The organism is Streptomyces sp. NPDC103540, from assembly GCF_055584445.1.
In genome coordinates, this window is sequence record NZ_JBVJMA010000001.1 from 160,554 (window position 1) to 173,201 (window position 12,648).

Annotated in this window: 12 protein-coding genes and 1 tRNA gene; 6 read left to right on the forward strand and 7 right to left on the reverse strand. The window is 75.1% G+C overall.

What is annotated here, in order from left to right:
• Positions 1-157 precede the first annotated feature (157 nt).
• Together ACZ6ZI_RS00720 and ACZ6ZI_RS00725 are read right to left on the reverse strand one after the other, a co-directional pair.
• Entirely contained in the window at positions 158-883 is a 726-nt protein-coding gene (locus tag ACZ6ZI_RS00720; protein ID WP_469514026.1) for a class I SAM-dependent methyltransferase, read from the reverse strand.
• Positions 884-1,381: 498 nt separating this feature from the next.
• Positions 1,382-1,750 (reverse strand): hypothetical protein, encoded by a 369-nt coding sequence (locus tag ACZ6ZI_RS00725; RefSeq protein WP_469514029.1) that lies wholly within the window; start codon positions 1,748-1,750, stop codon positions 1,382-1,384.
• A 51-nt stretch (positions 1,751-1,801) separates the two neighbouring features.
• Between ACZ6ZI_RS00725 and ACZ6ZI_RS00730 the strand changes: the two genes are divergently transcribed.
• Positions 1,802-1,875, forward strand: a tRNA-Ser gene (locus tag ACZ6ZI_RS00730).
• Between the two features lie 25 nt (positions 1,876-1,900).
• Here the strand turns inward: ACZ6ZI_RS00730 and ACZ6ZI_RS00735 are convergent.
• Together ACZ6ZI_RS00735 and ACZ6ZI_RS00740 are read right to left on the reverse strand one after the other, a co-directional pair.
• Entirely contained in the window at positions 1,901-2,902 is a 1,002-nt protein-coding gene (locus tag ACZ6ZI_RS00735) for an alpha/beta hydrolase (RefSeq protein WP_469514032.1), read from the reverse strand.
• 11 nt (positions 2,903-2,913) lie between these two features.
• The gene (locus tag ACZ6ZI_RS00740; RefSeq protein WP_363062022.1) at positions 2,914-3,642 is read right to left on the reverse strand and encodes an SDR family NAD(P)-dependent oxidoreductase; all 729 of its coding nucleotides are present in this window, start codon (positions 3,640-3,642) and stop codon (positions 2,914-2,916) included.
• A gap of 98 nt (positions 3,643-3,740) precedes the next feature.
• Here ACZ6ZI_RS00740 and ACZ6ZI_RS00745 point away from each other — a divergent pair, with 98 nt between their 5' ends.
• Together ACZ6ZI_RS00745 and ACZ6ZI_RS00750 are read left to right on the forward strand one after the other, a co-directional pair.
• A complete protein-coding gene (locus ACZ6ZI_RS00745; RefSeq protein WP_469515746.1) occupies positions 3,741-4,457 on the forward strand; it encodes a PadR family transcriptional regulator in 717 nt (238 codons plus the stop codon).
• A 55-nt stretch (positions 4,458-4,512) separates the two neighbouring features.
• Positions 4,513-5,097 (forward strand): pyridoxamine 5'-phosphate oxidase family protein, encoded by a 585-nt coding sequence (locus tag ACZ6ZI_RS00750; RefSeq protein ID WP_469514037.1) that lies wholly within the window; start codon positions 4,513-4,515, stop codon positions 5,095-5,097.
• A 28-nt stretch (positions 5,098-5,125) separates the two neighbouring features.
• Here ACZ6ZI_RS00750 and ACZ6ZI_RS00755 read toward each other — a convergent pair whose 3' ends face one another.
• Entirely contained in the window at positions 5,126-6,508 is a 1,383-nt protein-coding gene (locus tag ACZ6ZI_RS00755; protein ID WP_469514039.1) for a DUF1906 domain-containing protein, read from the reverse strand.
• A 237-nt stretch (positions 6,509-6,745) separates the two neighbouring features.
• Complete coding sequence (locus ACZ6ZI_RS00760; protein ID WP_469514042.1) at positions 6,746-7,462, reverse strand: hypothetical protein; 717 nt, start codon at positions 7,460-7,462, stop codon at positions 6,746-6,748.
• Positions 7,463-7,600: 138 nt separating this feature from the next.
• On the opposite strand from ACZ6ZI_RS00760, the gene ACZ6ZI_RS00765 reads away from it, so the two are divergent.
• Positions 7,601-10,555 (forward strand): ATP-binding protein, encoded by a 2,955-nt coding sequence (locus ACZ6ZI_RS00765; protein WP_469514045.1) that lies wholly within the window; start codon positions 7,601-7,603, stop codon positions 10,553-10,555.
• Between the two features lie 76 nt (positions 10,556-10,631).
• On the opposite strand, the gene ACZ6ZI_RS00770 is transcribed toward ACZ6ZI_RS00765, so the two are convergent.
• A complete protein-coding gene (locus ACZ6ZI_RS00770) occupies positions 10,632-11,033 on the reverse strand; it encodes an ATP-binding protein (protein WP_469514048.1) in 402 nt (133 codons plus the stop codon).
• A gap of 148 nt (positions 11,034-11,181) precedes the next feature.
• On the opposite strand from ACZ6ZI_RS00770, the gene ACZ6ZI_RS00775 reads away from it, so the two are divergent.
• Both ACZ6ZI_RS00775 and ACZ6ZI_RS00780 read left to right on the forward strand, forming a co-directional pair.
• Positions 11,182-11,724 (forward strand): GntR family transcriptional regulator, encoded by a 543-nt coding sequence (locus ACZ6ZI_RS00775; protein ID WP_469514050.1) that lies wholly within the window; start codon positions 11,182-11,184, stop codon positions 11,722-11,724.
• The gene (locus ACZ6ZI_RS00780) at positions 11,721-12,503 is read left to right on the forward strand and encodes a GntR family transcriptional regulator (RefSeq protein WP_469514053.1); all 783 of its coding nucleotides are present in this window, start codon (positions 11,721-11,723) and stop codon (positions 12,501-12,503) included. The genes ACZ6ZI_RS00775 and ACZ6ZI_RS00780 overlap by 4 nt, the downstream gene beginning before the upstream one ends.
• Positions 12,504-12,648 lie beyond the last annotated feature (145 nt).

Here is a 12,648-nt window from a genome sequence, read left to right on the forward strand (position 1 = left end):
GGACACAGGCCGCCCACGATCGCTACGCGCTCCTCATGAATTGGCGACCACCGGCCACCATGGGTTGGACATAGGCCGCCCACGACCGCTACGCGCTCCTCATGGATTCGCGACTACCTGCCGTCTGGGGTGAGGGGAAGGGCGATCGAGGGATTCCTCAGGACGGGCGGGCGGTGTGGAGGGTGACCACGTAGGGCTCCTCGATCATGCCGTCCGGGAAGAGGCGCAGGAGGCGGTCCCGCTCGGCGGTCAGGAAGTCACCCGTCACGGTCTCCTTGAGCACGAGGAAGGCCGAGTGGCTGGCGTGGTTGGCCAGGTGGTCGTCGAGGGTGATCCGACGCGACCAGTGGACCTCGTGCGTGGTGACGTCCAGGCCGGCCAGGGATTCCCTGGACGGGATCCCCGTGGCCCCGAAGAACTCACGCAATCTTTCGTCCTGCTCGGCGATCCAAGGGACGGTCGTATCGAGATCGTTCCACCACAGGGCGAGCGTGCCGCCGGGGCGCAGGACGCGGCGGACCTCCGGGACGGACCTGATCGGATCCGTCCAGTGCCACGCCTGGGCGTACGTCACCAGGTCGAATGCGTCGGAGGCGAGCGGCAGACGGTCCCCGTCACCGCGCACGAGGGGGATCTCGGGGTGCCGACGGCGGAACTCGGCGGCCATCCCGTCTCCCGGTTCCACGGCCACGACCTCGGCCCCGCGCGCGTGCATCAGCGCCGTGGCGATCCCGGTGCCGGCCCCCACGTCGGCCACCCGCGCCCCGGTCAGTGAACGTCCCGCGAGCGCCTCGACCCTGTCGAACAACTCCGCTGGGTACGCGGGCCGGTGGGCCTGATAGTGCGCGGCAGCGGCATCGAAGGAACGTGCTCGTGTCGTCATCCGCCCATTCTTCCCTTCCCCTCACCCCAGACGGCCGGCAGTCGCCGATCCATGAGGAGCGCGTAGCGATCGTGGGCGGCCTATGTCCAACCCATGGCGGCCCGCAGACGCCGAAATGCGAGGAGCGCGTAGCGATCTGGGGCGTTGGGTGCTCCGCAAGGCGCTCTGGGCATCGTCTCGCTCCGGTACCGGCCTTGCCGGGTGGGAGGAGGGGGCTGGGGTGGTCGTGCGGGTGGCGGGTCCTCCCTCCATCGGAGTCAGAGTCGTCGCATCCATGACAAGGCCGTATGGGCAAGGATCCCCCTCCCGTTCCTTCGGGGGGTTCCCGACAGTCTTTGGCGTTCCGGGACGGGGCGGTCGGTCAAGGGTGGCCGAAGGCCATCGCGAAGCGACGCGAACGAAGTGAGCGCCCTTGAGGGACCGACCCGGCACGGAAGGACAGTGGACTGGCGGGAAACCCCCGACACTCACCCGACCCCGCCCCACGGCACACCGCCCCTACCCCCGCCGCACCGCACCCCGTCCGGCTCTCCCCCGCCCCCGCCCCCGCCCCCGCCCCCGCGTGATCCGTAGCAGGGCCAGGGTCTGGAACAGGAGCAGGATCGCCGTCGCGGCCTGGGCGGGCCAGGCGTCCGGGGCGGCGCGGTCCTGCCAGGACGCCGCGCCGGCGAGACTCGCGCCCACCGCCACCGCCGCGATGAGGAAGCGGCCCCCGAGTTCGGCCGGGGTGCCGTGCGGGATGGCCGAGCCGAGGACGAACACCGCCAGCAGGACGGGGATCCAGGGCGCTTCGGCCTCGCCGAGCAGCAGGGCGGCCGCGCCCTCCACCGCGAGCAGCAGGCAGAGGCGCAGCAGGAATCCGGGCATGCACACATCATGCCGGGAAGGGGCCCGGTGATCTAGGATCCCCCTCAAGGGGCGGGGTCGTGGTACAGAGGTCGTTGCACCCCTTGCTCAGGGGATGACGCCGGTTCGAATCCGGCCGCCCCGCCCCCCTCCCGCCTCGGGCACCCCGCCTCACGCGTCCCTTCCCCCGGGCGTCGGCCGCACCGTCGCCAGCCAGGCCGCCGCCCCCGCGCGGGCCGCCCGGGCCGCCGGCAGGGGCAGGCCGAGGAAGCCGTGGAAGACGCCCGGGTGGAGCCGGACCTCGCAGTCCACGCCCGCCGCCGCCAGCCGGCGCCCGTAGGCCAGGCCCTCGTCGCGCAGCAGGTCGCAGTCCGCGAGGAGCATCAGGGTGCGCGGCAGGCCCGACAGGTCCGGGGCGCGGGCCGGCGATACGTGCGGGTGGGCGGGGTCGCCTCCGTACTGGTCCCAGTACCAGGCCATGTGCGCGGCGGTGTGGAAGTGGTCCCGTCCGTACGTGGTCACGGACTCGGAGCCCATCGACGCGTCCAGTGCCGGGTACGCCAGGAGCTGGGCGGCGATCAGGCCGGGGGCGCGCAGCGCCGTCACGGCGGCCAGGTTGCCTCCGCTGGAGTCCCCCGCCACCACGAGCCGGTCGGGGTCGCAGCCCAGCGCCTCCGCTTCGGCGCGGGCCCAGAGCAGGACGGCCAGGGCGTCGTCGGTCGCGGCGGGCCAGGGGTGCTCGGGGGCCAGGCGGTAGTCGGCGGAGACGACCACCGCGCCCGAGCCGGCGGCGAGTTCGCGGCACAGGGCGTCGTGCGTGTCGAGCCCGCACATGACCCATCCGCCGCCGTGGAGGTAGACGACGAGGGGGCGCCCGCCGCCGGCTCCGGGGGCGGGGTCGTAGATCCGTACCGGTACGCCGTCCGCGCGGGTGTCGTGGACGCGGGCCACCTCGGGGCCCGGTGGGCGGGGTCCGGCCGCGGCCGCGGCGCGCAGGGCGGCCACGTCGCCGGGGCCGGGGAAGCCGGCCGCCATCGCCTCGCACAGCGCGCGGGCCTCGGGCGAGAGCGCCCCGCCGTCGAGCGCCTGCCGGGGTCGACGCCCGCCCATCGGGTCGCCACCCGCCGCGCCACCGTCCGCCGCGCCACCGTCCGCCACGTCGCCGTCCCTCATCCGATGTCCCCTCATCCGGCCGTCAGGCCTCCGTCCACGGCGAATTCCGCGCCCGTCACGTACGAGGAGGCGTCCGAGCACAGGAACAGCACGAGGTTCCCGACCTCCCCGGGCCTGCCGATCCGCCCCAGGGGGACGTGGGACCAGTCGCGGCCCTCCACCGCACCGGCGACCATCGGGGTGTCGATGGCTCCCGGGTGCACCGAGTTGACGCGGATCCCGTCTCCGGCCAGGTCCAACGCCGCCGACCGGGTCAGCCCGCGCAGGGCGAACTTGGTGGAGCCGTAGGCCGCGTGGCCCGGTATGCCGACCAGTCCGGCCGTGGAGGAGACGTTGACGACGGAGCCCCCGCCGGCGGCGCGCAGCACCGGGCTCACGGCCTGGATCCCGAGGAACGGTCCGAGGAGGTTGACGCGCAGCAGTTCCTCGAAGCCCTCCGCGCTCTGCCGCTCGACGTGGGCGGTGCGCCACAGGGCGGCGTTGTTGACGAGCGCCGAGACGGTGCCGAAGGCGGCGACGGCCTCGCGTACGACGCCGGCCCAGTCGGCCGCCTCCGTCACGTCGTGTCGTACGAAGAGGCCCTGGGCGCCCAGGGACGCGGCGACCGCGCGGCCCTCCTCCTCGCGGACGTCGGTGACGACGACCCGGGCGCCGGCCTCCGCGCACAGCCGGGCCTCGGCGGCGCCCTGGCCGCGTCCGGCGCCGGTGATGACGACGACCTTTCCGTCGAGGGAGATCACGTCCGCCTCCGTCCCACCACTCCGGCACTATGCCGAAGGGGAATATGTCTAGCAGTCATATCCGGGAGGGGGAAGGGCCCGTCGGGAGCGGTCGTAGACTGCGCTGCGTGGCGGAACAGACTGGGCAAGAGACGGGGCAAGAGACCGGGCGGACCGCGGGAGCGACGGCGGGAGCGACGGCGGACGGGGTCGTGGAGGGGCCGGACCGGCGCACGCTCCCGGCGACCAGCTGGGCCGTCCTCGGGCTGCTCTCCTTCGGGGAGGAACTCTCGGGCTACGACCTGAAGAAGTGGTCCGACCGGTCGTTGGGCTTCTTCTACTGGAGCCCTTCCTTCAGCCAGATCTACAGCGAGCTCAAGCGCCTGGAGAAGGCCGGCTACGCCACCTCGCGGATGATCTCCCAGGAGACCGGCACCCGCGACAAGCGCGTCTACCGCATCACCGACGAGGGCATGGCCGCCGTGCGGGAGTGGGCGCGGCGCACGCCCGTCGACCCGCCGGTCCTCAAGCACGGGCCCATGCTGCGGCTGTGGCTGGGGCACCTGCTGGAGCCGCAGCAGATGCGGGAGATCGTCGACGGGCACCGGGAGTTCGCCGAGCGGATGCGCCGGTGCGCCGTCGCCGACGCGGAGGCCGCCGAGGAGCGGCCGGCCTGGGCGTATCCCGCGCTCACCCTCAAGTGGGCGGAGCGGTACTACGCCTCCGAGCGCGACCTCGCCACCGCCATGCTGGCCGACCTCGCGCGGCTGGAGTCCCGTACGGGCTCCGGGAACCCCGCCGCACCCGCGCCGGGCACCGGGGCGCAGCCCGGCTGAGCTGTCGTGCGCGCCGGATCGGCCGCGGGGCTGCGGGCCGCGCTTTGATGGACGCATGACGACGAACAACTGGGCAGCGTTCGAGAAGGCGGAACCGGAGTTCGCCGGGGCCGTCCGGGCCCGCTTCGCGCGGTACCCGCACCACGTCCTGGCCACGCTCCGCAAGGACGGGTCTCCGCGGATCACCGGCCTCACCGTGGACATCCGGGGCGGGGAGCTGTGGCTCGGCATGATGCCGGGGTCGATGAAGGCCCGCGACCTCCAGCGCGACCCTCGTTTCGCCTTGCACGCCAACCCCGGCGCGGACGATTCCATGCCGGACGGGGACGTGCGGATCTCGGGGCGGGCGGTGGAGATCGTGGACCCGCCCGAGCTGCACCGGTACGCGGAGGAGACGGACTCCCTGCACCCCTTCCACCTCTTCCACGCCGAGGTGACGGAGGTGGTGCGGATCGACGTGGACGGCGACGAGCTGGTCATCCGGTCGTGGACCCCGGCGCGGGGGCTGCACACCCTGCGCCGGGGCAACGACGACGAGCCGCCGCGCGAGGTCGTGCCGGACGCGGACCCGGACGCGGGCGCGGACCCGGGCGCGGGCGCGGACCCGGACCCGGGCGCGCCGGGCGACGGGCGGGCGTAGGACCCGCGCCGGGCCGGGACCGCGTCGCCTAACGGCGCGGAGCCGTGCCCGGAGTCGTGCCCGAGGCCTTCCCCGGAGCCTTCCCCGAGGCCTTCCCCGGAGCCTTTCCAGGCGCCGCTCCCGGGGCCGGAAGCGGCGCCGGGAGCGGGGGCAGGGCCGTCGGGTCGACGTCGAGCCAGCTGCGGTCGATGTTGAGCGTGACGCCGCCGTACGTGGCGTCGTGGTCCCCCCGGAACTGGTGGGCGCGGCGCGGTCCGGCCCACAGGGCGCGGCGGGCGGGCAGGCCCATGTCGGTGTCGGTGACGGACGCCGCCCTGTTCCACTGGGCCACCCACAGCACCTCCGGCATCGCGTACGGGGCCTGGTGGTGGTGGGCGCTCAGGGCCTTGGCGCCGGAGCTCGACGAGACGTAGGCCGCCGATCGGTAGCCCAGCTCGTGGAGGCGTACCGTCCAGGCCGTGAGGTAGGCGACGACGGGCGCGTCCCAGGTGGCGCGGTCGCTGTAGCTCTCCAGGTCGTTGTAGAGCAGGGTGCCCGGGGCCAGGCCGAGGGAGCGGGCCGCGGCGGCGGCGCCGTCCGCGGCGACCCTGCCCTGGTCGTTGGCCCGGGAGGGGTCGGTGGACAGGCCGGTGACGGGGTGGCTCCAGGGTTGCGGGCCGACCCAGATCGGCATCAGGTGCCAGCCCGCCTCGGCCTGCCTGCGCACCCACGCGGCGGTGAGCCGGGATTGGGCGCAGGCGCGCGCGGGGCCGCCGATGTAGACGCCGACGGCGCCGAAGGGGGAGGCCGCCCGCCAAGTGTCCATGGTGCGCTGCGCGGGGGCGGTGCAGGCGTCGAAGCCCTCGCCCCTGAAGGGCTGTTGGGTGCTCCGCGACTTGGGCGGCGCCTCGGGGAGCGTCGGGGGCGCGGCCCGGTCCGGGGGCGCCGTGTCCGCGCCGGCGGCCCGGGCGAGGAGGGTGCGTACGGTGTCGGGCGCGGTCCCGTACGAGAGCGTGGCCATCACCCCGGGGCCGTGCAGGGCGTACCGCAGCTCGTTGCTGTCCGCCCCGGCGCGCGGCAGCGGGTCCCCGGCCCCGACGGGGAGGGTCGGGACGTCGGCGCGCGGTGGGGAGCCGACGAGGGGTTCGAGGTGCAGGGTGTCGGCGCGGAGGGCGACGGCCCGGCGGCCGGAGCAGCGCTCCTGGGTGCCGGCGCGGCCGAGGTAGAGCGTGGGCAGGTCCAGGCGGACGCAGGCGTCGGCGTCCTGGTCGAGGTCGACGACCCGCCAGTCCGCGGGGAGTTCCAGGCGCAGGCCCCGGTATTCGACGGTGTGCCCGGTGGACGCGGCCACGGGGGTGGGGCCGGCGGCCGCGACGGGGAGCAGCAGGGCGGCGGCGCCCCACAGGCACCGCAGGAGGGTTCGGGAGGGCATGGGGCCCATGGGTACCACCCGGGGCGGTCCGCGCCGGTGCTCCCGGGCGGCGCGGGTGGCCCGTACGGCCCAACCGGGGGCGGCGCGTCGTCCGTACGGCGGCGGCGCGTCGTCCGTACGGCGGCGGGCCGGGTGTGGCGGCGGGCCGGGGCGGTGCGCACCCCCACGGTGCACCGTCCCGGTCGCCCCTCCGCCCCCTCCGCCACCCGGCACGGCGCCCCGGCCCTTCTGCCCCGGTCAGCAGCTGCGCGCGTCGGCCGGCGGTTTGAAGACGGCGTCCAGGGCCCCCTCGCGCTTCACCTCGACCAGCGTCCAGTCGAGGGTGGAGTCCTTGGCCGGCAGCCGCAGGTTCTCCGGCAGGTCGTCCTGGTCGAGGTCCTGCCCCTCGTAGATGACCGACAGGACGCCCGCGCAGTGTTCGGTGGCCGGGGGCGCGCTGTCGTCGACCTTGCCGTCCCGCGGGCCGACGGCGAGGGTCAGGGTGCGCAGGGACTTGTACGTGAACGTGTAGCCGGACGAGTCCTTCGAGTGGGCCATGTCCACCCGGAAGTGGCTCAGTTTGACCGGGACGGACTCGCAGGGCGGGCGGGTGTCCTTCAGCCGGAAGTACACCCCGTCGTCGACCATGAACAGGGCCGGGGAGTCCTTGGTGTCGCTGCTCTTGAGGTTCTTGAAGTAGGAGGTCAGGCCCTGTGCGTCCAGGCCGCTGGTCGGCGTGCAGTCGGTGGCGGGCGTGCGCGCGCCGACCGGCCACGAGGGAAGGGGCGTGGGCGGCAGGACGGGCTGGGACTGCGTGGCGGAAGGCGACGGCGAAGGCGACGGCGTCGGTGAGGGCGTGGCGGAGGGGAACGGACCCGCCCCGATGTCCGCGCCGGTCACTCCGTCCGAGCAGCCCGTGAGGAGGAGCACCGGCAGCGCCACCAGCGGGGCTGCGAGCAGGGGTAATCGACGCATCGGGCCTCCAGGGCGGGCGATGGCGGGCGGGGCGGGCTCTGCTTCGATGCTGGCAGCGCCTCGGCGCCGGCGGCATCCGTAGAACCGCCTACGTATCCGCCGCGCCGAATCCGGGTACCGCTCCTGCGGGGAGGCGCCATGGTGGACAGGACTCCGCTGGTCGGCCGGGCGGCCGAACTCGACCGGCTGGACGCGGTGATCGAAGCGGTGATCGAGGAGGCGGCCGGCGGGGGCGGGGGCTCGCCGGCGGTCGTGGACCTCACGGGGCCCGCGGGCATGGGCAAGAGCCGGCTGCTGACCGAAGCGTGCCGGCGGGCGCGTGCCCGGGGGGTGACTGTGCTGCGCGGGCGGGCCACCGAGTACGAACGGCACATCCCCTTCCGGTTGTTCACCGACGCGTTCGCCGACCTGGACCCGGACCTGCTGCGCGGTCCGCTCCCCGACCCGGCGGTGGCGCCGGTGCTGTACGGGACGGCGGCGGGTGCGGAGCCGGCCCCGTACCCCGGCGCGGCCCCGTACGCCGGTGCGGCCCCGTACGCCGGGCAGGACGCGGCGGCGGACCGGTTCGCCGTCCACCGCGCGACCGCGCGCCTGCTCACGGCCCTCGCGGCGCCTCCCCGCGACTCCGACCCCGGCCCCACCCCCGGCGGGGCCCGCCGTCGCCCCCGGGGCCTGCTCATCGCCCTCGACGACCTGCACTGGGCCGACCCGGCCTCCCTGGAGCTCCTCGACCACCTGGTCCGCCACCCCCCGCGCGGGGCCGTGGCGCTCGTGGTGGCCCGCCGGGACCGGCAGACCGCGCCGCGTCCGGCCGCCGCGCTCGCCCGGGGCGTGGACACCGGCGCCGTGTTGCGCCTGGACCTCGGCCCCCTGGACCGGCGCTCGTGCGTGGAGCACCTGGCCCCGGGGGAACCCCCCGAGCGGGCCGCGCGACTGTACGCGTCCAGCGGGGGCAATCCGCTCTACTTCCTGGCCCTGCTCCAGGGCGCGGACACGGCAGCGGGCGCGGGTCCCGCCGCGCCCCCGACGGGCGGCCTGAGCGCGCTGCTGCTGGACGAGCTGACGCCGCTGACCGGCGGGCAGCGGCGTACGGCCGAGGCCGTCGCCGTCCTCGGGGACCAGGCCACCGCACCGCTGCTGGCCCTCACCGCGCAGGCGCCGGACCCGCTCCTCCTGGACGCGGACCTCGGCGTCCTCGCGGACCGCGACCTGCTGCGGCCGGGGCCGGGCGGCAGCTGGCAGTTGCGCCACCCGGTGCTGCGGACGGTGATCTACGAGAACACCGAGCACCGGCGGCGTACGGACATGCACCGGCGGGCCGCCGCCGCGCCGGCCGGCGCCGGGGTGTCCGCCGCCGTCCGCGCCCACCACGTGGAGCGCGCCCTGACCGGCTGGGACCCGACGGCCGCCGCGGCGCTGCTGGAGGCGGCCGGCGAGGCGCGCACCACCGCCCCGGCGAGCTGCGCCCACTGGCTGGGCGTGGTCCTGGCCATCCTCCCCGGGACGGGCGAGTACACGGCCCGGCGGCGCGAGTTGACGCTGTGGCGGGCGAGGGCGTTGAGCGTCTGCGGCGAGCTGCGCGCGAGCCGCGACCTGCTCCTGGAGCTCCTCGCGCAGGTGGACGGGGCCGACGAGGAGGGCGGGCTGCGCGCGAGCGCCGTCACCCTGTGCGCCTCGCTGGAGCGCCACCTCGGCCGGTACGGGGCGGCCGTCGCGCTGCTGCGCCGCGAGCTGGCCCGGCGGCCCGCGCCGCGCCCGGCCGACGCCCTGTCCCTGGGGTTGGAGCTCGGCTCGTCCGCGCCGCACGCGCTGTCGTACGGGGAGGTGCGCGAGGACGTTCTGCGGACCTACGGGCTGGCGCTGCGGCTGCGCAACGGCCCGGCGGCGGCGGGCGCGGTGACCACGGCCGCCCTCGGGGAGACGTACGACGGCGATCCGGGGAAGGCGCGCGGGCTGGCCGACCGGGCAGCGGCCCGGCTCGACGCCCTGACGGACGCGGAACTGGCCGACCTGTGCGAGCCGTTGGCGCGGCTGGCGTGGACGGAGTTCTACCTGGACCGCTACCCGGAGGCGGAGCGGCACGCCGACCGCGGGCTGGCGCTGGTCCGCCGGGTCGGCCCGCTGCACCTGCTGCCGCACCTGCTGCTGTGCAAGGCCGTCGTCCACATGAACTCCTGCCGGCTGGGGTCGGCGCTGGAGCTGTGCGAGGAGGCGGAGGGCATCGCCCGGGGCATCGGCAGCGACGAACTGCTCGGGCTCGTCACGGGGAACAAGGCGCAGATCCTGATCGCGGCCATGCCGCCGGGCGACCCGTTGCCGCTGTCGGTCGCCGAGGAGGCGGTGGCGCTGGGCGGCTCGCGCAGCAGCTGGTGGACTTCGCTGGCGTGGTGCGTGCTGAGCTTCGCCGCCCTGTACTCCGGCGACCACCGGCGGGCCAGGGCGGCGATGCTGCGGGCGGGGCGCGGGCCGGAGCTGTCGGGGCTCCAGCCGACGCTGCGCCCGTTGTTCCTGGAGGCGTTGGTGGGCGCGGCGGTCGCGGCGGGCGATCACGTGGAGGCCGCGGCCTGGGTGGCGAGGGCCGAGGCGGACGCCGTCCGGCTGGGGCTGCCGTCCCAGCGGGCGTCGGCGCTGCGCAGCGCGGGCGCGTTGCTGGCGGCGCGGGGTGAGGCGGGGCCGGCGGCGGAGCGGTACGCGCGGGCCGCGCGGGAGGCGGCCCACGCGGGCGCCACGCTGTGGGAGGCGCAGGCGCTGGTGATCGGTTCGACTCTGGCGGGGCGGGCGGGCGACCCGCGCGGGGCGGCGGACAGCTGGCGGCGCGGGCGCGCGCTGGCGCAGGCGGGCGGTTCCCTTCTCCTGACGGGGTTGGCGGACCTGTTCCCGCCGGGCCCGGCCCCCGTGCCGGCGCCCCGGCTGACGCCGCGCGAGGCGCAGATCGCGGCCCTGGTCACGGAGGGCCTGACGACCCCGGCCATCGCGGCCCGCCTGTACCTGAGCCCGCGTACGGTCGACACCCACCTGTCGCACATCTTCCGCAAGACGGGCGTCACCACGCGGGCGGCGCTGGCGGCCCTGACGGCGCGGGGAGGGCTGTAACCCCACCGTCCGCAGCGGTCCCGGAACACCACCGCGCCCGCCATCCCTGGTCGGGGACATGGCGGGCGCGGTGTACTCACGACTGGGCTCGCGCACTCACCCACGTGAAGCCCGCGCGGGCAGTCTTCCCCACCCTCTCGTCCCGGATCTCCAGTACGTCCGCGAGCTCCGCCACCAGCCACAACCCCCTTCCCCGCAGCTCCCCGGGGCCGGGGTGAAGGACTACGGGATGCCCCGGACCGCTGTCCCGCACCGCAATCCACAACAGGCCGGCCTCGTCGAAAAGACTCACGCTGAACTCACGGCCCTGCGGCGCGCCGTGCACCACGGCATTCGCGGCCAGCTCGGAGGCGCAGAGCCGTATGTCGTCCCTACGCGCGGAGACCTCCCATTCGCCGAGTGTGTCTCCCACGAACTGCCGGACCGCGCGCACCGATGCGCGCGCCCGGGGGAAACGCTGCTGCCGGAACAAGGACATGGCACCCCACCGCCTTGACGCTGAGCTTCGAAGGTCTCACAGAACGTATCGCTATTCGCGAAAACCAGCAAGGTTTGCGAGGCTAGGTCCGCCTGCCGGTGTCGCATACCGTGGGGCCGACGGACCGAAGGTGGACGCGGGAGGCATCGTGAGCGGTGACAGGTGGACCAGTACGTCGATGCCGTACCTGGCGCCGCGCGGCCCCGGGGCCTCGGACGCCTGGACCGAGGAGGCCCAGAGGGCCGGGCTCCGCGGGAGCCAGCGCGTCGTCCACGCGGGCGAGGTGATGGCACCCGCCGCCGTGGCACTGATGCTCGGGCTGGCGGGCGGGAGCACGGTAGTGGTGCGCCGCAGGATCATCGAACTCGAAGGCCGACCGATCGAGTTGACGGATACCTACTACCCCACCGACATCGCGGACGGCACCCCGCTGGCCGCGACGGCGAAGATCCGCGGTGGCGCCGTCACGCTGCTGGCCACTCTGGGGCACACCGCCTCAAGGGTCGTCGAGGACGTGACGGCACGGCTGGTCGACGACGCGGAGCAGGAGCACCTGCGCCTCGCAACGGGCGAACCGGTGCTGCAACTCGCCCGCACCACTTACGACTCGGCGGACCGCGCCATCCAGGCGGACGTCATGGTCATGCCTGCCGGACATCAGCAGCTCCGGTACGAAATCAGGATCGGATGACGACCTTGCCCTCTGACGCGGCCGAAAGGTTCGACTCCCGGCCCCTCCACGCCCGCATCGCCGCCGATCTGCGCGACGAGATCATGAGCGGCGACCTCGCACCGGGGTCCGATCTGCCCTCGACCTCGCTGCTGAAGGCCCGCTTCGACGCGTCCAACGCCACGATCCAGAAAGCCGTACGACTCCTGAAGGACGAAGGTCTGGCCGTCGGCCGTGCAGGCGCGGCCGTGACCGTACGGGAGAACCGGCAGCGGACGGTCCGACCGGCGGGCTCCCTCCTGCCGGCAGCCGACGGCGGGCCCTATCCGTGGCTCGCCCAGGTGTCTGGGCGGCAGCCGTCCGCATGCAGCACGCTCCTCGCCGTCAACGAGGTGCCGGTCGCCGGTGACGTAGCCGTCGCGCTCGACGTCCCGGAAGGCAGCCCGGCCGTGTGCCGTCGTCAGCTGATCCGCATCGAGGACGAACCGGCTGAGCTGGTCACCTCGTACTACCCGCCGGACATCGCACGCGGCACCGCGCTGGCGGAGCCGCGCAGGATCCGCGGCGGTACCCCCACCCTGCTCGCGGGCCTCGGGTTTCCGCCCTGCCGGAGTGTGGACCGGATCGCCGCCCGGGTCGCGACGCAGGAGCAGCACACCGCCCTGCGCCTGCCGGGAGACCTTCCGGTCCTGCGCACCCTGCGCACGGTGTACAGCGACGACGGGCGCCCCGTAGAGGTGACGGTCATGGTGAAGGCCGGGCATCTCTACGAACTCCAGTACGAGTTCGGCCCCGAGTAGCCCGCACGCCGGAACACCACCGCGCCCGCCATCCCTGGTCGGGGACATGGCGGGCGCGGTGTCGGGTGTTCCGCACCTCGTTGTGCGGGCCGTATGAGGGGTCCCGCCCTTCGCGTGGCGGGGGTGTCGCGCGGCGTGCCCCCGC

Bases quoted from the DNA above. Each gene is read 5' to 3' on its own strand.
- ACZ6ZI_RS00720 (WP_469514026.1), bottom strand. From the start codon at position 883: ATGACGACACGAGCACGTTCCTTCGATGCCGCTGCCGCGCACTATCAG.
- ACZ6ZI_RS00725 (WP_469514029.1), bottom strand. From the start codon at position 1,750: ATGCCCGGATTCCTGCTGCGCCTCTGCCTGCTGCTCGCGGTGGAGGGC.
- ACZ6ZI_RS00735 (WP_469514032.1), bottom strand. From the start codon at position 2,902: ATGAGGGACGGCGACGTGGCGGACGGTGGCGCGGCGGACGGTGGCGCG.
- ACZ6ZI_RS00750 (WP_469514037.1), top strand. From the start codon at position 4,513: ATGACGACGAACAACTGGGCAGCGTTCGAGAAGGCGGAACCGGAGTTC.
- ACZ6ZI_RS00755 (WP_469514039.1), bottom strand. From the start codon at position 6,508: ATGCCCTCCCGAACCCTCCTGCGGTGCCTGTGGGGCGCCGCCGCCCTG.
- ACZ6ZI_RS00760 (WP_469514042.1), bottom strand. From the start codon at position 7,462: ATGCGTCGATTACCCCTGCTCGCAGCCCCGCTGGTGGCGCTGCCGGTG.
- ACZ6ZI_RS00765 (WP_469514045.1), top strand. From the start codon at position 7,601: ATGGTGGACAGGACTCCGCTGGTCGGCCGGGCGGCCGAACTCGACCGG.
- ACZ6ZI_RS00770 (WP_469514048.1), bottom strand. From the start codon at position 11,033: ATGTCCTTGTTCCGGCAGCAGCGTTTCCCCCGGGCGCGCGCATCGGTG.
- ACZ6ZI_RS00780 (WP_469514053.1), top strand. From the start codon at position 11,721: ATGACGACCTTGCCCTCTGACGCGGCCGAAAGGTTCGACTCCCGGCCC.